This is a genomic window from Novosphingobium pentaromativorans US6-1 (genome assembly GCF_000767465.1).
GTDB lineage: Bacteria > Pseudomonadota > Alphaproteobacteria > Sphingomonadales > Sphingomonadaceae > Novosphingobium > Novosphingobium pentaromativorans.
The window spans coordinates 90,002-108,941 of the sequence record NZ_CP009294.1; the positions used below are offsets into that span (position 1 = coordinate 90,002).

Here is an 18,940-nt window from a genome sequence, read left to right on the forward strand (position 1 = left end):
GGTGCGGCGCAGTATTGACGCCCACGCGCTCATCTGCTTGGTCTTTCGCGCGCAACCTGCCGACCCGCACGCACCAAACGGTGCGCGACATGAAATTCCTTGGCTTCCCAACTACCTTGTTCGTCCTTGCGTGTGCCGCTCCCACCAGTGCGCGCGAAGTCGATCTGCTGCAATTCGCGAATGCCAACGCAGTTGAGCCCGAGTCCAAATCTACCTTCGACACGCGCAGAGGCGGCGTGGCTGTTTCTACCTCCTTGCTCGACCACTTTGCAGAAGAATTGGAGGAACAAACGCAAGCAGCCGTTTTGCAGATTAGTCCTGTCGGCGGATTAATTCGATCGCGCGTCGATGATTTGAACCTGCCGCGGCAACGGTCGGCAACGGCAGGCTTGGCCTGTGACGGTGCATCGTACACTCCAACATGGTGGCTCTCGCTCACAGCTGAGACGCGCAGATCACTGTACTTCGACACCGTCGCCCGGATCGCATGCGAACATGGTCTTCCCACTCGCCTGCTTGATGCCGTGATTGCCCAGGAGTCAGGCTACAATTCGCGCGCGATCAGTTCTGCTGGCGCCATGGGCATGATGCAGATCATGCCCGGCACCGCTCGCTCGCTTGGCCTCTCTCGTCCATTCGATCCGATCGCCAACATGCGCGCCGGTGCTCGCTACCTGCGCCAGCAACTCGACCGCTTCGGCCGCGTCGATCTCGCGCTCGCCGCGTACAACGCCGGACCCGAGCGCCGCTCATTGCGGCGCGGCACAATCCCTCGCATCCCGGAAACCATCAACTACGTGCGCACGATCACCACCAACTGGGCACGCCTCGCCGAACTTAGCCAGGGACAATCCCCATCTGTCGATCGCGCGCGGGCAGCGATGGTGGCCGTCAATTCATCGCCCTATCGCAGCGTCGAGCTGGTCAGCTACGATTGAGGTGCTGGGCCGTCCCAACTGACGCGGTGTCAGCCCGAGACCTGTCGAGCCGACCAATTCATTCGAACAGTCTGTCATCGACCTCAAGCACCCGTTCCTGGTGCTTCAGCAGCATCTCGTAAGTCCGTCCCAGAGCCTCATGGATGAGCTGCGGACGGATCGATACATGCAGTTCGCCGCGGCGACACGAGAGTACTTCGCTGCAAAACCCCTTCATCGCTTCGCAGACGACCGAGATCGACGGGTCGTCATAGGCCGTTTGGTTGTGCAGGAAGACAACGCAGAACTTTGCTCGGACAGGATCGAGCTCGAGCGCATCAAACAGCCGGTCACGCAGTTCGTCGGACAGTGCGGCACCATTTCGCAGAACCTTATGGAGACGCGAGCGTCCCGCACCAATCCGGTCTGCAAGATGGCCCAGCGGCAGTGCCTGTTTCGCGGCCTGCTCAATAATGAGAAGCTTGTAGCGGTCCTGCTCAGTAAGCGGTTTTTTGGTTGGTCCGAACGAAAATGCGGAAGGCTCATCTGCCGATGGGCGCGGCATGAATACCGTATCAGGCGTCAAGGAACGATGCGGCATCGAACGACCCTCCCGAACCAATCGCTCTATGGGATGCCATAAGATGTCAAGTGGGTAGAACCCAGTATCTTTGCGAATAATTCGCAGAAAAATCAAAGGAGTTTATTTGTCCGGACCAGCCAGACTACGAAGGCAATCACGACCCGGTCGTGCATAACCCGGCCACAAGTCTCGGCGATCCTGTGGCGGACTGCATCGTAATCTTCGATCCAGTCGGGTTTGACTTCGAGCCAGATCGAGATGGAGCCTTCAAGCGGAAGGCCTGAGATGAACTTCTCAACCTCCTCGCGCGCAATTTCAAGGCCTTTCGCGCGTGCGCAGGCATGCTGTACGGTCGAGCGCAGGCTCTGGAAACGGCCGGTCGACTTGGAAAATTCGCACATGGCATCGGCCAGAAGCGCGAAGCATTCCTGGCTCACGGTTATGCGGATGTTGCGCGTTCCGCCTGCCACCAACATCAACTCCAAGCGCGATCCTGCGCCCATGAGTATGATCGAGAACCGTTAATATCCCGAGTCGCCGCACTTCGGCTGCGATTCGCATTGCCCGAGTTCCAATATGGCACTCGTGATTTCCTTTTCGGAAATTGTAAATTGTCTGCGCGGAACTCTCGGTTTGCCGATCCGGCATCTGCCGTTTCCAATACGGAAATTGCGACCCCCTTCGCATTCCCGATTCTGCAATCCATGTCCCGCGAAGTCGGTTGCCGGTCGTCCTGCCGATTGCCCGGCGAGCCCGATCGCTGTCCTTTTGACCTGGCCCCGCGAACAACGCGGCTGAAGCAGCGAAAGGACGAAGCGATGCAATTGACGATCAAGGGGATGGGCAAAGTGAAGGGCCAGGCACTCGCGCAAGGCGTGGCGGCATTCGCCATCGCGGGTCTGGTGGGCAGCAGCGCGGCCTTTGCCGGCGCGGACGGGACGTTCAACACCGCACTCACGGCATTCACCGGCTTCCTCGAAGGCTCGGGCGGCAAGATCATCACCGTGCTTTCGCTTGCCGGCGGCATTGTCGGGCTCGCCTCGGGCCGTTTCAGCCTCGGTCAGGTCGCGATCCCCGTCGGCGTCGGGGTCGGCGCTGGCACGGGCGTGCCGATCGTCACCGCCGCGGTCACCGCGACGATCTGATCCATTCACAGCTTCCGGCTCAAGGGGTTCACGCATGGCCCCCGCGCCGGAACAGCCAAGAGGGTGGCGGCGGCAATGAACCGGTACACGGTCCCAGCACATCTCGATGACCCGGAGCTGATCGGCTTCTGGACGCTCGACGAGTTCATCGCGATGATCGTGCCCTTCGCCTGGGGCGTCCTGTCTCAACATATTCTGATTGGGCTCTTTGCAAGCGTGCTGGCCTGGTGGGGATTGCGCAAGTTGAAGGCAGGCCGCGCGGTCTCGTGGATCATCCACACCGCCTACTGGTACCTGCCGGGCTCCTTCATGGGCCTCAAGGCGACGCCACCCTCGCACCTTCGCGTGATGGCAGGCTGAGATGGACCTCTCGATCTCGCATGGCCAGGCGCAGCGCTTGCTTCGCCAGCGCAATCTCCTAGCGATCGGCTGCGCGCTGCTGTTCGGGGTCTGCGTGCTGCTAACGCTGACCGCAGCAAGCCGCGACCGCGAAGTGGTGCTCCAGCCAGTGCTCGCAAAGCCGCTGACGCTTTCCTCAAGCCATGTCGACAAGGACTATCTCGAGCTGGTCACGCGCGATGCCGCGCTGCTCACGCTCAATCGCTCGCCTTCGAACCTGCAGTACTGGATGGAATCGATCCTCGAGATCACCGATCCCAGAACCCACGGCCGGATGAAGGCCGAACTGATGAAGATCATGAGCGAGCAGAACGGCTCGAACGTCTCTCAGTACTTCACGATTGAAAAACTCACTGTCGATCCCGAGGAGCTGACCAGCGAGGTCAATGGCATACTCCACACCGTGGTTGGTTCGAAGGAAGTGACCGCCGAGGCGCGCACCTTTCGCTACGTCTGGTCCTATTCTGGTGTGAGCCTCAAGCTCGCCGGGTTCGGACAGGTGACCGACAAGGACAAGAGCGGAGGCGAGGCATGATCGCGCCGCTCTCCTTCAATCTCGCCTGGTGCCTAGTTGGTGTCGGCAGCGCACTTGCCGGAAGGCCGCTCGCCTTCGCCGGCCGCCCGATCGGGGCAATGCTCATCGCGATCGGGCTTGCAAGCCTCGCAAGCCCGGCGCTGGCCGACCAGAACGTGCTCACCGCCGACAATGGCACGGTGCAATGTGTCGCGTCGGCCAAGGATCTGACTCGTATCAGCCTTGCCGGCGACCAGTTCGCCTCGGTTTCCAAGATATCGACCGGCAATCCGGCCGAAGACTTCAAGATCGTCAACGAGCCGGTGCGCGGCGACATCTACATATCCGTGCCAGACGGGTTTCCGCGCGCGGCGATCTCGTTCTTTGGCACGACCCGCAAGGGCTATGTCTACAAGTTCGTCTGCCAGGTGCGAGGGCAGGACGCCGAGCAGGTCTTCGTTGCCAACGAGGCGATCGCTCAAGACAGCGCGCGCGACTGGGAACTGCGCACATCGCCCGAGGACGCCGCCGTTCGGCTTGCCCAGGCGATGTACCGCGGCGAACCCATCGATGGCTACGACATGCGCGCTTCGGTGCTTGAGCCGGTGCGGCTTGGCCCGCTCGAAGTCCAGCAGGTCGGCGAATGGCGCGGCGCGGAACTGAAGGGCCTGGTGCTCAAGGTGCGCAATGCCGGACGCACGGCGCAGAACCTCGATGAGACCATGCTCGCCGCGCGCGGCAGCCTTGCCTTCATGACCCCCGTGAGCGCCATCGGCCCCGGCGAGGAAACCGCCGTCTACCTCATCCAGTCGAACGGAGCCCGCTGATGGACCTGCGTCGCCTCTTTCAAAAAAGACCAAAGGCTCTCGATCATGCCGATGACGGGTTCGGCGAAGATGACGACGATACCGCACCGCTCGGCGATGCCATGGCGGCCAACGATGCCGCGCGGCGCAAGCAGATGCTGCTGCTTGGCGGAGCAGGGGCGGGAGCGCTCATTATCGGCTCGCTCTACATCTTCGACGACGGTCCCGGCAAAGGCGAGGGCGAGCTTGCCGAAGCGGTCGAGGGCGTCTCGGTCGACGAGATGGTCAACAAGAACATGGCCGAGAAGGAATGGCGCGCCCAGTCCGAAGCGCAGATGATGTCGATGGACACCAACATGCGCGCGCTGGCCGCCCGGGCCGAACGCGCCGACCAGCTCGAAGCCCAGCTCGCGCGTGAACAGGGCGGCAGCGTTTCGCCAGAAACCGAGCGCGTGCTGTCCGCCTACCAGGCGGAGAACGAACAACTGCGGGCAGCGCTCGCCGCCGCGCGCCAGTCACCGGTCGGCGGCAATGCCGGACCCACTTCGCTCTACGGGCGCACCAGCCCGCCAGGCTACCAGGTGGCGGGGAGCCCGCGCGGCAATGCCGGTAGCGCCACCCCCGCAGGACAAGCAGCCGCCGCTGCGGCGGGCCTGCAGGGGCGGAGCAGCGAGGTCGCGCTGGTCTCGTTCGGCGAGGGCGCGGTGAGCAGTAATGGCTCGCCCGTGCCGAAAGGCAATACGGTCTACACCGACAGCGCCAATTACCTGCCGCCCAATTCGATTGCTCTGGCGCGCGTCATCGTCGGGGTCGACGCCAATGCCGGCGTCCAGAGCCAGACCGATCCGCTGCCCGTGGTGCTGCGCATCACCGGGCCTGCACGCTCGGTCTACGACAATGGGCGTCTGCTCACGACCAATATTTCCGGATGCCTGGTAAACGGGGCGGCGCGCGGAGACCTTTCTTCGGAAAAGGTCTACGTCAAGCTCCAGCGCATGACCTGCCCGCAGCCCAACGGGCGCTACGCGGTCTCCGAAGTAAAGGGGTTCATAGCCTTTGGCGGCAAGACCGGGGTCAGGGGCCGGGTGGTCAGCCGCGAGGGCGCACTGGTCGGCCAGGCGTTCCTTGCCGGGCTTGCCGGAGGGTTCGGCCGCGGGTTCTCGGCAAACACCAGTTCGATCCTTACCGGCACCAATGTCACCGTCGATGGCAAGCGCCAGCGGCTCGGCACCGGCGAGATTCTCGAGGGAGGCCTCGGCGAGGGCGTCGCGACCTCGGCCGACATGGTCTCCAAATATCTGATCGAGCGGGCCGAACAGTACCAGCCCGTGATCGAGATGCCGACCGGCATCGATGTCGAAATCGTCTTCCTCGAAGGCGTGTTCATCAACGGATGAGGAGGAAGATGATGCAGTTCAAACGCCTTGGCTGGGCCCTGTCGGCCATCGCGCTCGGAAGCGGCGCCTCGCTGGTCTGGGCCAATGCCGGTGAGGGCAAGCGCGCGCAGCCTTCCAACGTCGATACGGCGGTTGCCCAGCTGCTCAAGACGCGCCTGCCACGCACGCAGGTCTCGAAGATCGATTGCCAGGTGGTCGAGGGAATCTGCGAAGTGACTGCGGGCTCGCAGCTCTTCTATGTCGACAGGAGTGCGCGCTACCTCCTGATCGGGCGGGTCTATGACATGGAAACGCGCCAGGACCTCACCGCCGTGCGCCTGCTCGAAGTCAATCCCGACCTGCTGGTTGGCGGCGCGGCAGGACGCCGGCGCGAAGCCGAGGACGTCGAAGCGCCCCGGCGCGGGATCAGCACGGCCGCCACAGCCAGAACGGCTGCGACCGGCAACCCCCGGACGATGTCGCTTGCCGCACTGCCCGAGGCCGGCGGCATCGTCTGGGGCAACCCTTCGGGCAAGACAGTGACTGTCTTCAGCGATTTTCGCTGCGGCTATTGCCGCGCGCTCGCGAGTGAACTCGAAGCGATGAATGTGCGGGTGATCGAGCGGCCGATTTCGCTGCTTGGCAGCCGCGATCTGGCCAACCAGGTGTTCTGCGCGCGCGACCGGCGCAAGGCGATCAAGGCAGCCTATGCCGGGGCACCGATCATCGGCAGTAGCCCCTGCGACACCTCGCCGCTCGATGCCAACGAGCGCTTCGCGCGCGAGCAGGGGATTGCCGGAACGCCGGTGATCGTGCGCTCTGACGGCGCGGTAATCGAAGGCTTCCGTCCGCGCGCCGTCCTCGAGACCTGGCTCAAGGGAGCCTCTTCGTGACCCTGCTTGCCAGACCCGAACTGGCGAGCCTGCGTCGTGCGGTCGGGCGTCGCTCGAGAGGGCAGGTGCGGATACCCGCCGGCGATCTCGGTCGCGAGCTGGCTATCGCCCTGTGGCGCGATGTCGCAACCGCGTTCTCGCCGGGTAAGGGCAGGGTGCTGACCGACCAGGAATGCGCTCATCTGCGTCAACGTGCCTGGCGATTTTCGCATGGATATGTCGCCCTGTCCGATAGCCCGCTCACGCTCGACCAGGGCCTGGCCCTCTGGGCGCTTGCATGTCAGCTCGGTGAGCTTGCGACTGGCGAACCGCGCTCGCGGTTTCTCCGCGCGGCGGGCGTTGCCGCCTTCGGGCTTGCCGCGACCCAGCTCGCCGCCTGCACAACCTTTCTGGGCAGCAACGTCAAAGGCAGTTTTTCGTGCAGCGCGCCGGGCGGCACCTGCGCGCCATCGACAGTGATCGACGACCAGGCATTGAGCCTGATCCAGAACGCGCGGCCCATGGTGCCCGAAACCCGGTTTCCCGCAGGACCGACCTTCGAGGGGCAACCCCGGCGTTCCAGCACCAGGACCTCCGCCAGCGGGCAGGAAGGCCGGGGCAGACTCGCCGCCGTGCGCCCTGACCTGGTCCATCGCGAGCGCAGGGTGCTCAAGGTCGTGTTTCCTTCCTATGTCGATGGTGCGGGCAATTTCCATGAACCGCGTGTCGTCCACACGGTCGCCGACGAAGGCGGGTGGATGCAGCTTTCCGCTGTCGCGCCGACCCCGGTACTGGCAACATCAGGCACCGGCCCTTCGATCCCCGAAGCGTCCGCCGCAATGCCCGCCGGGTCTGTTGAGCCGACCCTGGCGGCTAGCGGGCTTGCACCCGCCGGACCTCCAGACCCCCGTGTTGTTGCCGCTGCCCGGGCAAGAGGCACCGCCGCGCGCACCGCCAACCCGATCGATGCGATCAAGGCCGAAGTCGATGCGCGCCTTGGCCAGAGTGCCAAAGCGCCCGGTGGACTTATGGCATCACCTGGACTCGCCGCATCGCCTGCAGATGTGCAGCCCGCAGAGGGCACTGCGGAGCAAGCAGCCTCGCGTCCTAAAGGGGCATCGCAGCCTCCTGCGACCGGCGAGGCCACATCGATCAACCCGCCCGCATCCTTTCCCGCCGTCGAGGAGGATTGATAGCCATGGCGCGGCGCGGTTTCTGGGAGAGCTTTCTCGATCTCGTCTTCGGCGAAAGCGCGCGGCCCGAGGCCGAGCGCCCGCTGCTTGGCGCACCGATGCTGTCGAACTGGCTTCCCTACCGCAGCTACGACGCCAAGGCGCGGATGTTCATCAACACCGAGTCGATCGGGTTCATCCTCGAACTCGCGCCGATGATGGGCGCCGACGAGCGCAGCGGTGAAATCCTCACGCAGTTCCTCTCCGACGCTGTGCCGTCGGGCTGCGAGATCCAGCTGATCCACTGGCAAAGTCCCTCGGTGGGTGAGCGCATCGCCGACTGGGTCATGCCGCGCGTTGCCGCCAAGGGGGTCTATGGCCGTGCAGCCGAGCACCGTGCACGCTGGCTGCGGCGCGGGGCATGGATGTCGATCTCGCGCGACGCGCCCTTCTACCTGCGTTCGCACCGCGTGATCCTCTCGGTCGGAGCCTCGCTGCGCTCGTCAACTGGGGCCGACGCATTATCGACCGTGCGCGAAAGCCTGATGGGGACCTTGCAGGCGCTTTCGATCCCCGCACGCGAAATGGGTCCGGTCGAGCTTATCGCTTTCCTCGATGATTTCCTCTGTCCCTCGGTCGACAATGCCGACCGGCCCGAACACTATTCCGAACTCGATCCGATCAATGTCCAGTGCATCCGCCGCGACCTCGAAACAAGGATCACGCCAGAGCGGATCGTTCTCAGAACCGAGCGCTTTCGCCCCACTGGGGAGAAGCATGACGGCGTCCCCGTCATCGGCGAGGTTGTGCCCGACGCCTTCGACTGGCGCTTCTTCGGAGTGCGGCACTTGCCCAAACAGTGGGCGCCCTGGGACGTGCAGAAGATCATCGGCGACATGGTCAACGACAAGCTGCGTTTCGGCTGCAATGTCATGACCGTGCTGGCGCTGGCTTTCCAGGACGAGGAGGCGGTCGCCTCGCGCACCGGGCTCAAGGTCATGCGCACAACCAGCCTGGCGGATTCGCGATCCGCGCGCTTCCTGCCCCAGCTCTCCGATCAGCGCGACGAATGGCAATATGTGCAATCCGAGATCCGCCAGGGCCGCAAGCTGGCGCAGGTCTACTACGGCGTCGGCGCGCTCTCCCCGCTCGGCAAAGGCGACGTCAACGAGCGGCTCGTGAAGTCGGTCTACAAGGCTGCCGGTTGGGACCTGATCGACGAGCGCTACCTCCAGGTGATGGGACTGCTTGCCGCGATGCCGTTGTCGTTGCCCAACGGGCTTTCCGCCGACCTGAAGCGCATGAAGCGTTTTCGCACCATGCTCACCACCACCGCCGCAGCGATCGCGCCGGTCCAGGGCGAGCCGCTGGGCGGGACGATCCCGCATGTCCTGCTGGTGGGGCGGCGAGGGCAGCCCTTCTTCTGGTCGCCGTTCCAGAACCAGGCGGGAAATCACAATGTCGCGGTCTTCGGCAAGTCGGGTTCGGGCAAATCGGTGTTCCTGCAGGATGTCTGCGCCGCGATGTCGGGCGCAGGCGCCAAGGTCATTGTCATCGACGACGGCCGTTCGTTCGAACACATGGCGAAAGCCTTCGGCGGCGCCTTCGTCGAGTTCCGTTTGTCTGCAGGCTTCTCGCTCAACCCCTTCGACATGATCGATGCCGCGGCGCTCACCGACGATGCGGACGGCGAGGACTACGAGGTCGAATGCCTTGCCATGCTCAAGGCCATCGTCGGGCAGATGGCGCGCCAGCAGGACCGGCTCTCGGACACCGAGCGTGGGCTTATCGATTCGGCGGTGAGTTCAGTCTGGCGCGAGCATCAGCGCGAAGGGACCATCGACCACGTCGCTGCCGCGCTGCGCGCTTTGCCATCGCCCTTCGCCGGCGATCTCGCCGATGCGATGGCGCCATTCCTGAAAGGGGGCACTTACGGGCGCTTCTTTACCGGGGCCTGTTCGATCGATCTTTCTGCCGGGCTCACCGTGTTCGAGCTTTCGGACCTTTCCTCGAAGCCCGAACTGCGCTCGGTCGCGCTTACCGCGCTCATGTTCCTGACGCTTCGCGTCATGCGCGATCTCAACCGCTCGGTGCCCAAGCTCACGATGATCGACGAGGCCTGGCAGCTCCTGGGTGGCGGGCAGATGGGCCAGGCGATCGAGACCTATGCGCGCACCTGCCGCAAATATGGCGGGGCGCTCGTTACCGCGACGCAATCGCTCAACGATTTCTACAAGTCCGAGGGCTCGCTGGCGGCGCTGGAAAACTCAGACTGGTCGGTGGTGCTCCAGCAGAAGGAAGAGACGATCAACGATCTCGCGCGCCACCAGCGCTTCGAGATGGACCGCTATACCGAGACCCTGCTGCGGTCGCTGAAGCGCAACGGCACAGAATATTCCGATGTGCTCATCAAGGGTCCGGAAACGCTCTGCGTTGGCCGCCTCGTGCTCGATCCTTATTCGGCAACGCTCTATTCCTCGAGCCCGCGCGTGTTCTCCGCGATCGAGGAGCTTGTGAAGAGCGGGATGGCGCTGCCCGATGCAATCGAGCGGATTGCCTTTCCCGACTTCGTTCCGCCCGAACCGGGTGCGCCCGATTTTCATGAAGGCGAAGTTGCAGGCGGCTTCCAGCAGGAGGCGGCAGAATGAGCGTGCCTGTCGCTCCTGCGCGGACCGCCGCACGAGAGCGCTGGTGGGCGAGGGCCTGCTATGTGACGCTCAGGCTTTGTGGGTGGCTCGCGGTCTGCGTGGCGTTCGTTGCGGCATGCTGGGCGCTGTTCTTTGCCGCGCTTGGCGAGTTCACTTTCGCAGGGCTGGTGCTTCATCTCGACAATTTCGCGGACCGCTACATCAGCGCCGATCCGCTGCGTCAGGCCGCGTTTCGCGCGCAGTTCTGGCTCGCTTCGGGCGCGGTGTTCCTCGTTGTCGCGGTGCTGCGCCTGCCCGTGCTTATCCAATCAATCGCACCCAGCAAGGAGAGGCCCGATGGCCAGGAACACGCCGCCGGCCGGTAACGGGCCGCTGTTCGATGACAGGTCCGAAGAGGGGGCTGATGCATTGGCGTCGAAGCCCAGGCGCCGCGTGCCGCGCAATCTTGGCCTCGTCCCGGTCGCGCTTGTGGTCGCACTGGTTGGAACGGGCCTGTGGGGCGCGTGGGTGACGAAGGAACTGCTAGCCGATTCCGCCCTGCCGCCGATCGCCAAGGTTCAGCTCTCCACTATCGTCGGCGAATATGTCCAGGCGCAGGCGCGCTCGGCAACCCCGCCCGACCAGGTGACCGCCGAGACCCGCGCATTCATGGCCGAGATCGAGCGCAACCTGAAAGCGCGCGGGGCTCATGGCCAGACTGTGCTGGTGGGCGAGGCGGTGCTCGCCGGCGACGTTCCCGACATCACCGCCGATCTGCGCCGCGAGATCTATGCCAGGGTCAAGATGCCGCAGCCTGCTGCGGCCGATGCCGGCGACGTCATGGGCGCCATGCGGGCTGCCATCGCCGCGCCCGCCGGGGAGGCTGGGTCTGGCATTATCGGAGGGGCGGCCAATGCCCCCGTCAACTGAACACTCGCACCAGGTCCGGCGCTGGCTGGCGATCGGAGGCCTGGGGCTATGCCTAGCCGGGAGCTCAGCGCTCGCCGCCTGGCGCGACGAGCATGTGCTGCTCATCAACACCACGCAGTCGCTGCCCAACTGGGCATTCTGGGTCGACCGCAGCCGCGTTCCCCAGCGCGGCGACTTTGTTGTGTTCAATCCGCCGCGCACGCCGCTAATCGTTGCGCATTTCGGCAAAGCACCGGCACCTTTCGCAAAGCGCGTGCTTGGCATGCCGGGCGATTTCGTCACGCGCGACGGGTCCGTGGTGCGGATCGACGGACGCGAGGTCGCAAGGCTCAAGGCCTTCAGCAAGCGCGGTGAGAAGCTCGTGCCCGGTCCAGTGGGGCGCATCCCCGAGCATTGCTATTACGTTGGCACCGCGCATGCCGACGGGTTCGACAGCCGCTATTCCGATGTGGGCTTTGTCTGCCGGGACAGGATCGTTGGCACCGGGGACTCGGTGCTGTGAGCCTGCGCCGTCGCCTTGTGCTCGGTATGGGACTTGGTTTGGCGGCAGGCTGGCCTGCGGCGTCCATGCTGCAGGCCGCCGACCATGGCCAGATGGGCCAGACTTTCCCGATCATCGAGGAAGACCTGCTCGCCACCATCGAAGCAAGGCTGAGGACGCTCGAAGCTTCGGGCCAGATCGAAGACCTGCAACGGCGGATGCAGCAGCAGGCGACGATGAGCGTGCGGCGACCAAAACCGGTTGCGGGACTTTCGGCAGCAAGCGAGCGGCGACAATGGCTGTTCGATCCCTCGATCGTGCTCGAAGCCGATATCCGCGATGCCGAGAACAATCTGATCGCTACACGCGGCACGCGGGTCAACCCGCTCGACCATGTCTCGCTCGGACAGGACCTGGTCTTCATCGATGGCACGGTTCCGGCGCAGATCGACTGGGCCGTGCGCGAGCATAGCGCCCAGACCGCCAAGATCATCTTTGTTGCCGGCTCGCCGTTCGACATGATGAAGCCGCACCAGCGCCGGTTCTGGTTTGACCAAGGTGGCCGTCTGACGACGCGTTTCGGCATCCGCCACACGCCTGCCGTGGTCACATCGGCGGGCAAGGCGCTGCGGATCACCGAAGTCCCGCTTGGGGGCAAAGGTGGCGCGACATGACCCATCCGCTGCTCGCGTTCATGGCCACACCTATGGCTGACCCCGAGACCCGAGCGCTGAGGCGGATGCGACATACATGGGTCCTGCTTTGCGCGGCGCTCATTCTCGCTGTGGCCCTCAATCCAGCAAGCGTCTCTCTCTTCGGTCCTTGGGGCGCTCTGCCGGCGCTGCTGCTCCTGATGGCGACGCCCATCGTCGGCATGATCTACTGGCGCGCCAAGACAAGGGCAGATGCCGCCTGGAACCGGTCCGATCACCCGAAAGGCGAGGCATGATGCGCCTGCCACGCTTCTTCGTCGCTCTGTTCGCTGGCTTGGCGCTCGTGGGGCTAGGCGCCGCACCCGCGCGCGCTTCGGTTACCTGCCATGGCAAGTTCGTCAATCCGATCACCGACGTGTGCTGGTCGTGCCTGTTTCCGCTTTCGATCGGCGGGCTCGCCATCTGGAAAGGCTCGCGGCCCGATCCCAAAAACCCTTCGTTTCCCTTGTGCGCCTGCGGCTCGCCGATCCCGCGCATCGGCATCTCAGTGGGGTTCTGGGAACCCGTGCGGCTCGTCGATGTCACCAACAAGGCGTGGTGTTTTCCCAATCTTGGCGGCATCCGGCTCAACCCCGGGTTCGATATTGGTAACGGCCATGTCCAGGGCCGCAGCCAGGTCGGCGGCAAGACGCAGAATTCCTCGCAGTGGCAGGCCCACTACTATGTCTATCCGCTGCTCTACTGGATGGAGATCCTCACCGACTTCCTCTGCTTCGAACAGACCACATTCGATGTCGCCTATGTAACCGAGCTCGATCCGCTCTGGCAGGATTCCGCGCTCACCTCGATCATCAATCCTGAAGTCGCGCTCTTCGCCAATCCCGTCGCTACCGCCGCATGCGCCGCCGACTGCGTGGCCGCAACCGCGCGGCTTCCGATCGACCAGATGTTCTGGTGCGCGGGCTGTAACGGGGGGATGTATCCGTTGAACGGCCATGTCGCCGCTCACGTCACGCCGGTTCAGGCCTCGCGGCTCGTGGCCGAACGCATGCTCTACAAGATGCACCGCGAAGCGCTTGCCTGGGGGACGATGGGGTCCAAGGCGCTGTGCCACAAGTACCTCATGCCGGTGATGCGTAAGCAGCAGTACCGGCTGCAGATGACCAACCCGATCCCGACCGTCAAAGGCAGATACGCCTGCGCGCCGATCGGGGCGACCACAATCATTCCCCACACGGGCAAGTCCTTTCCGGTCAAAGGCGAGGATTTTGGCTACCTTGTGTGGAGGAAGCGAAATTGCTGCGCATGAGCGCCGTGACGGCGCAGAAAGGAAATATGTATGTAATACAACAACATATCCTTTCATCGTCTTGCTGACGAATGACCGGTGGCTGCGATGCCACCCCACCCGGCGGAAGGAGTCGGGGCGGAAGGGGGTCTCCAAGGTTTGCCGCGTTCCGGCGGTCGGCCTCAGAGCAGGAGACCTGAACTGTACCGGATGCGGCCCGTCAGCCGCAGGCCGGGCTACCACAGGATCTATGGTGAGATACAAGCGAATGACGTGTCTGAAGCCTCTTTATTTACAGTTGAACTCCCGATCACCTGACGGGGTGGGGAAATCGCGGTGTGAACCGGTTGGCGTGTTGCGCTGCCTTCTGGTGGGTGCTCGCAGAGCACTCGTGTGCGGGTCGTCCTTTCTTGTCCGCACGCCCGAGCCGCAAGGGGTTAAGCGTCGCACCTACGGGTCCAAGGTTGATCGTCGGAACACGGGAACCATCATCGCCCGCCTGCTTCGGAGCAGGCTATCCGCGGAGACCGGGGATGGGCGCTGGTGGGGCGGAGCCTGCGTAGTAGTCCGAGGGCGGGAAAGCCGTCCACATGGCGAAGGCAGGCAGGAAGCCGGTGGGCTGTCATGACGGAGGAACTACCAGTGGACTCTGGTAATCAGGCCGCACAGGTCTGGCTCCTCGGCGTTCAGCGAAAGCTCTACCAGTGGAGTCGGGAACACCCCGAAGAACCATACTGCGACTTGTGGAATTGGGTAACCGATCCCCGCAATCTGCAGATGGCCTGGAAAACGATTGCCGGTAATCGCGGCAAGCGCACTCCGGGAGTCGACGGGGAGACCGTAGCGAGAATTGCATCCGGTATTGGTGCCATGGAATTTCTGCGGAAGCTTCGCGAGGAGCTTCGGTCGGGCGGCTACCGCCCGTCCCCTGCACGCAGGAAATGGATCGCCAAGCCGGGCAAACCGGGGAAGTTCCGACCCCTCGGTATCCCTACAGTCAAGGATCGCGTGGTGCAGTGCGCGGTCAAGCAAGTACTGGAGCCGATCTTCGAGGCCCGGTTCTGGCCAGTCTCTTACGGGTTCCGGCCCGGACGGGGCAGTCAGGCCTGCCTTGAACATATCCGTGTGACCATCCAGTCGCGGGGCAGACCTGCGGCTGACGGTCGCCGACACAAAGCGCCGTACCAATGGGTAATCGAAGGCGACATTGAGGGCTGCTTCGACAATATCGGACATCACCCGCTGATGGAACGCGTGCGCCACGGCGTCGCGGACCGCAAGGTGAACCGGTTGCTCGTGCAGTTCCTCAAGGCCGGGGTTCTCGAGGATGTTTCGTACAGCCCGACAGACACCGGCACGCCGCAAGGTGGAGTGCTCTCACCGCTGCTGGCCAACATCGCGCTTGGCGTGATCGAGGAACGGTATCGGGACTGGGTAAAACGCCCCGAGGACCCACAGCTGAAATCCGATGGGATAAGGCTGGCGGCAATCAGGCGCGACAAGGATCGCAAGGCCGGGCGACCGGTCTTCTATCCCGTCCGCTATGCCGATGACTTCCTGATCTTCGTGTCGGGAACGGAAGCTGACGCTCTTGCCGAAAAGCAGGCGCTGGCAACCTACCTGCACGAAGCGATGGGTCTGACGCTCTCGCCCGAGAAGACGCGCATCACCGCGCTGACCGAGGGCTGTCGATTCCTTGGATGCCGCGTGAGGCTCAAATGGGACAAGCGGTTCGGGCTGCACGCCCGCATCGAAATCCCGCGCGAGCCGATCAACGGATTCAGGATACGGGTAAATCAACTGGCCCGACGGCAGACGCTTCGGCGTTCGCTCAAGGCCATGCTTCAGGAACTCAATCCATACCTTCGCGGGTGGTCTGCCTACTACCGCTACTGCGTGGGGGCGAAGTCGATCTTCGCCAGTCTCGACTGGCATGTGCGGCAACGTCTCTGGCTGTGGCTGCGGGCCAAGCACAAACGTGTCCCCGGGAGGAAAATCGCATCGTGGCGCAGGCCGGGCATCGCCCATCCGGGCAGCAAGGTCTGGGCTGAAGGCAGCACGGAGCAATTCTTGATGAGCTACGTGCCAGTTCGGAGGTTCGATCTCAAATGGATGAAGAAACCCGAGTACGCCAAGGCTTCTGGAGAGCCGGATGCACAACGAAAGGTGCACGTCCGGTTCGGAGAGAAGGCGTGGGAAACTGGGCGTGGAGACACGCCGCAGCGCCCACGTCTTACTCTACTATGAACAGGTTACGTCACCTTATCGGAGCCTTCCGCACCTCCAGACTGGCCGCTGTCGCCGCCTTCCTGGCGCTTGCGGGGATCTCGGCGGGATTGGCGCGCACCGCCGCACAAACGGTGGAAGGCCTTGATCTCGACGCCATCAAGGCGCGCGCCGGCGAGCAGACCAGCGAGGCACAGGACTTCGTCGACGCGCTTGCGGGCCGCGAAGCCGCGCATGCGCGCGATGCCGAGGAATTGCGCGAGGATGCGTTGGCCGCGATGCAAGACATCGATCCCGCCAGCCTGCCCAAAGGCCCTGCAGGTCCGGTCGATTTCGACGCAATCCTTGAAGGCGCGGCCGCCAATGCCAGCGCTCCGATAGGCGAGGGGCCGCTGTTCGTGGTCTTCGCCAGCCTCTCGATGCCCGAGGCCTCACTCTCGCGCCTGATCGCCGACACCAGCGCGGCGGGCGGCGTGGTCGTCTTTCGCGGATTTCCCAAAGGCAGCACGCGCGCGTTCGCCGAAGGGCTGAAGCGTGTCATCACCGACGAGCGCCAGGAAGCCCATATCGCCATCGACCCACGCCTGTTTCGCGCGTTCTCCGTCAGTGCAGCGCCGACGTTCGTCGTCGCAAGCCGCGCCTATGAGCTGTGCGACGGGTTCGATTGCACCTCTGCCGTTCCCGATCACGACCGCATGAGCGGCAATGTCAGCGTCGACTATGCGCTCGAACGCTTTGCCGGGGGGCGCGGGCCCGGTGCCGGAGTGGCGGGAATCGCGCTTGCCAACCTGCGCAAGGCGAAGTGACATGGCAGGGGCGGCAGAACTATCTGGCCGGACGCGCCCGCTGATCGCGGGCCTGATCCTCGCCTGCCTGCTCGTCGCTGCCAGTCCGGCGCAGGCCCAGGTCTATATCCCGCCGCCCGACGATCTGATCGAGGACCTGCCGGTCCTGCCTCCTGCCGGCGAGCTACCCTTGCCGCAACCGCTGCCGCCACCGCCTCCCGCGCCTGAAACGATGACAGCGCAGCAGGCGAAGGCCGAAGCCCGCGCCGCGGGGTCAGCGCTGCGCGAGAATTACCAGGACCTGACGCAGGCAGCAGGCGCGGCGGCGCAGGTGCCGGGCTATGATGCTACGTATCCCGGGCTCACGCAGTATTACGATAATCCCGGCGAGATGTATGCTGCGGGCGCGGCGCAAGGTTACAATAGCGAGGCCTACCGAACGGCCAATTCGACATCGCGCCCGGTGGTCGATGTCACCCGAGGCGACATGGCGCGTGCAACCGCGATCGAAGCTGACCCGGACGCTTATCTCGATGGGGTCAGCGCCGACGGTTCGACCGGGGACTGCACACCGCTGCCGCCCGGTCCCGGAACGCCCAACAGCGCTGAGTGGACCTGCCATGTCGGCTCGAAGGTCATCGAGGAAACCAAAAGCTGCACCAGCAACCTTGTCGTGACCGAGTGGAGCGCGCTTACCTACCAGTACCTCTGCGCGATTTCGGGAACGTTCAATGGCTGCTCGGCGCTTTCCGGCAATGGCCAGTGCCGGCGCACCTCCAGCTATCCCGTTCCCGATTACGGCATCACTATCGACTATTACGACTGCAGCAGCGCTGTAACCGATCCAAACATTTACCTGCTGGGCACCGTCCCCGCGCCGCCGCCTGCCGGCGCCTTCGAAGTCGTCAGCCACATCTATCGTTGCAACAATGACGGTCTGAGCGCTGCGCTGACCTACGATCCGGTCACCAGCTTTCCGCTCGAGTACGTCACCGGGCTCCAGCATTGCGGCGCGATCGGTTCGCAGCCTTCCTGCACCCGCACGACGGCAGGCACCGCAGGCCTTGCCGAGCGCGACTTGTGCAAGACCTGGGACTTTATCGGCGATCCGCTCAATGGCGGATATCTGACCTGCATCGAGCCTGCCGCACCCGAGCAGGTCTGGTCGTGCAGCGCCAGCATCGCGGGGTTCACGCCGGAAATCTCGACCTCGAAATGGTTTACCGAGAGCTGGACCACTTCGGGCTGTCCCAATGATCCGGTCGCCTGCGAGCTCAAAAGCGAGGTCTGCACCGCGCCAAACCAGACCCGGACGATTGCAGGCGTCCAGGTGACGCGGCCCTGCTGGCAGAAGAACCGCTCGTACTTGTGCCAGCGGATCGTCGGGGGCGCCAACGATTGCCCGAGCCTTGAAGCCAATAGCTCCTGCACGCTCGCGCGCGAGTCCTGTCTCGACGATCCGCCTGCTGCCAATGGATCATGCGGGGTGACCGAACGGACTTATTCCTGCCCGATTCCCGGCACCACGCCCGAGCCGGTGCAATACATTTGCGGCGGCGATGTCTATTGCCTCAATGGCGAATGCGAGACAATCGAGCGCGAGGCCTCCGACGAGTTCAAGGATGCGGCCGTCGCCCTGAATGCCCTCGGTCAGGCCAGTGCCGAGTTCGACGAAGCCACGCTGACACTGTTTCGCGGCACGCGCGAGACCTGCTCGCACAAGCTCTTCGGGCTCTCGAACTGCTGCTCGGGAAGCGGCGTACCGCTGCTCACACCGCTGCTATGCTCCCCTGCCGAAGTGCTGCTCGACCAGAAGGACGATGCGGGCCTATGCCACAAAGTCGGGTCTTATTGCTCGTCCAGTTTCCTCGGCATCTGCAAAACGAGGAAGCAGGTCTACTGTTGCTTTGAATCGAAGATCAGCCGCATCCTCCAGGAACAGGGGCGCCCCCAGCTCGGCAAGCCCTGGGGCAAGCCCAAGACCGAGACCTGCGAGGGCTTCACCGTCTTCGAGTTCCAGCGGCTCGACCTTGCGATCATGGATTTTTCCGAAGTCTACGCCGAGTTCGTCGAGGCCGCGAAGCTTCCCGATGAGGCCGCCACGCTCGTCGAAATCCAGCGCAAGATCGAAGCCTATTACGCGAGCCACCAGCCATGAGCCCCCAG

The 18,940-nt window shown here is 64.0% G+C and carries 20 protein-coding genes; 18 read left to right on the plus strand and 2 right to left on the minus strand.

Translation table 11 applies throughout. The annotated features are described in order from the left end of the window. Nucleotides 1-14: 14 nt before the first annotated feature. A complete protein-coding gene (locus tag JI59_RS23980) occupies nucleotides 15-938 on the plus strand; it encodes a lytic transglycosylase domain-containing protein (RefSeq protein ID WP_238532672.1) in 924 nt (307 codons plus the stop codon). A 58-nt stretch (nucleotides 939-996) separates the two neighbouring features. On the opposite strand, the gene JI59_RS23985 is transcribed toward JI59_RS23980, so the two are convergent. Further along, nucleotides 997-1,518: a hypothetical protein gene (locus JI59_RS23985; RefSeq protein ID WP_007016039.1), complete on the minus strand. Its 522-nt coding sequence runs from the start codon at nucleotides 1,516-1,518 to the stop codon at nucleotides 997-999. A 92-nt stretch (nucleotides 1,519-1,610) separates the two neighbouring features. Next, nucleotides 1,611-1,976, minus strand: a complete 366-nt coding sequence (locus JI59_RS23990; RefSeq protein WP_007016040.1) for a hypothetical protein — start codon at nucleotides 1,974-1,976, stop codon at nucleotides 1,611-1,613. Nucleotides 1,977-2,318: 342 nt separating this feature from the next. Between JI59_RS23990 and JI59_RS23995 the strand changes: the two genes are divergently transcribed. The 17 genes from JI59_RS23995 (at nucleotide 2,319) to JI59_RS24075 (ending at nucleotide 18,932) form a co-directional block, all read left to right on the plus strand. Next, nucleotides 2,319-2,645 (plus strand): hypothetical protein, encoded by a 327-nt coding sequence (locus tag JI59_RS23995; RefSeq protein WP_039859106.1) that lies wholly within the window; start codon nucleotides 2,319-2,321, stop codon nucleotides 2,643-2,645. 75 nt (nucleotides 2,646-2,720) lie between these two features. Beyond that, nucleotides 2,721-3,005 (plus strand): type IV conjugative transfer system protein TraL, encoded by a 285-nt coding sequence (gene traL, locus JI59_RS24000; protein ID WP_007016042.1) that lies wholly within the window; start codon nucleotides 2,721-2,723, stop codon nucleotides 3,003-3,005. Between the two features lies 1 nt (nucleotide 3,006). Then, complete coding sequence (locus JI59_RS24005) at nucleotides 3,007-3,579, plus strand: type IV conjugative transfer system protein TraE (protein ID WP_007016043.1); 573 nt, start codon at nucleotides 3,007-3,009, stop codon at nucleotides 3,577-3,579. Further along, the gene (locus JI59_RS24010; protein WP_007016044.1) at nucleotides 3,576-4,385 is read left to right on the plus strand and encodes a type-F conjugative transfer system secretin TraK; all 810 of its coding nucleotides are present in this window, start codon (nucleotides 3,576-3,578) and stop codon (nucleotides 4,383-4,385) included. The genes JI59_RS24005 and JI59_RS24010 overlap by 4 nt, the downstream gene beginning before the upstream one ends. Continuing rightward, nucleotides 4,385-5,761: a TraB/VirB10 family protein gene (locus tag JI59_RS24015; protein WP_007016045.1), complete on the plus strand. Its 1,377-nt coding sequence runs from the start codon at nucleotides 4,385-4,387 to the stop codon at nucleotides 5,759-5,761. The genes JI59_RS24010 and JI59_RS24015 overlap by 1 nt, the downstream gene beginning before the upstream one ends. Nucleotides 5,762-5,769: 8 nt before the next feature. Continuing rightward, nucleotides 5,770-6,633 (plus strand): DsbC family protein, encoded by an 864-nt coding sequence (locus tag JI59_RS24020; RefSeq protein WP_007016046.1) that lies wholly within the window; start codon nucleotides 5,770-5,772, stop codon nucleotides 6,631-6,633. Continuing rightward, the gene (locus tag JI59_RS24025) at nucleotides 6,630-7,805 is read left to right on the plus strand and encodes a hypothetical protein (RefSeq protein WP_007016047.1); all 1,176 of its coding nucleotides are present in this window, start codon (nucleotides 6,630-6,632) and stop codon (nucleotides 7,803-7,805) included. The genes JI59_RS24020 and JI59_RS24025 overlap by 4 nt, the downstream gene beginning before the upstream one ends. A gap of 5 nt (nucleotides 7,806-7,810) precedes the next feature. Next, complete coding sequence (gene traC / locus JI59_RS24030) at nucleotides 7,811-10,432, plus strand: type IV secretion system protein TraC (RefSeq protein WP_007016048.1); 2,622 nt, start codon at nucleotides 7,811-7,813, stop codon at nucleotides 10,430-10,432. Beyond that, the gene (locus JI59_RS24035) at nucleotides 10,429-10,797 is read left to right on the plus strand and encodes a hypothetical protein (RefSeq protein WP_039859061.1); all 369 of its coding nucleotides are present in this window, start codon (nucleotides 10,429-10,431) and stop codon (nucleotides 10,795-10,797) included. The genes traC and JI59_RS24035 overlap by 4 nt, the downstream gene beginning before the upstream one ends. After that, nucleotides 10,769-11,341 carry a type-F conjugative transfer system protein TrbI gene (locus tag JI59_RS24040; RefSeq protein ID WP_007016050.1) on the plus strand — a complete coding sequence of 191 codons (573 nt, stop codon included), beginning with the start codon at nucleotides 10,769-10,771 and terminating at the stop codon, nucleotides 11,339-11,341. The genes JI59_RS24035 and JI59_RS24040 overlap by 29 nt, the downstream gene beginning before the upstream one ends. Further along, nucleotides 11,325-11,843, plus strand: coding sequence for a S26 family signal peptidase (locus JI59_RS24045; RefSeq protein ID WP_007016051.1), 519 nt, complete (start codon nucleotides 11,325-11,327; stop codon nucleotides 11,841-11,843). Before JI59_RS24040 ends, JI59_RS24045 begins: the two co-directional genes overlap by 17 nt. Further along, nucleotides 11,840-12,496 carry a type-F conjugative transfer system protein TraW gene (gene traW / locus JI59_RS24050; RefSeq protein WP_238532674.1) on the plus strand — a complete coding sequence of 219 codons (657 nt, stop codon included), beginning with the start codon at nucleotides 11,840-11,842 and terminating at the stop codon, nucleotides 12,494-12,496. The genes JI59_RS24045 and traW overlap by 4 nt, the downstream gene beginning before the upstream one ends. Then, nucleotides 12,493-12,771, plus strand: coding sequence for a hypothetical protein (locus tag JI59_RS24055; RefSeq protein WP_007016053.1), 279 nt, complete (start codon nucleotides 12,493-12,495; stop codon nucleotides 12,769-12,771). Before traW ends, JI59_RS24055 begins: the two co-directional genes overlap by 4 nt. Then, entirely contained in the window at nucleotides 12,768-13,784 is a 1,017-nt protein-coding gene (gene traU / locus JI59_RS24060; RefSeq protein ID WP_039859015.1) for a conjugal transfer pilus assembly protein TraU, read from the plus strand. The genes JI59_RS24055 and traU overlap by 4 nt, the downstream gene beginning before the upstream one ends. Nucleotides 13,785-14,405: 621 nt before the next feature. Beyond that, a complete protein-coding gene (gene ltrA / locus JI59_RS24065; protein WP_138921578.1) occupies nucleotides 14,406-16,010 on the plus strand; it encodes a group II intron reverse transcriptase/maturase in 1,605 nt (534 codons plus the stop codon). After that, nucleotides 16,007-16,795 (plus strand): type-F conjugative transfer system pilin assembly protein TrbC, encoded by a 789-nt coding sequence (trbC, locus tag JI59_RS24070; RefSeq protein WP_007015857.1) that lies wholly within the window; start codon nucleotides 16,007-16,009, stop codon nucleotides 16,793-16,795. Before ltrA ends, trbC begins: the two co-directional genes overlap by 4 nt. Before the next feature lies 1 nt (nucleotide 16,796). After that, nucleotides 16,797-18,932 (plus strand): conjugal transfer protein TraN, encoded by a 2,136-nt coding sequence (locus JI59_RS24075; protein WP_007015858.1) that lies wholly within the window; start codon nucleotides 16,797-16,799, stop codon nucleotides 18,930-18,932. The last annotated feature ends 8 nt before the right edge of the window (nucleotides 18,933-18,940 follow it).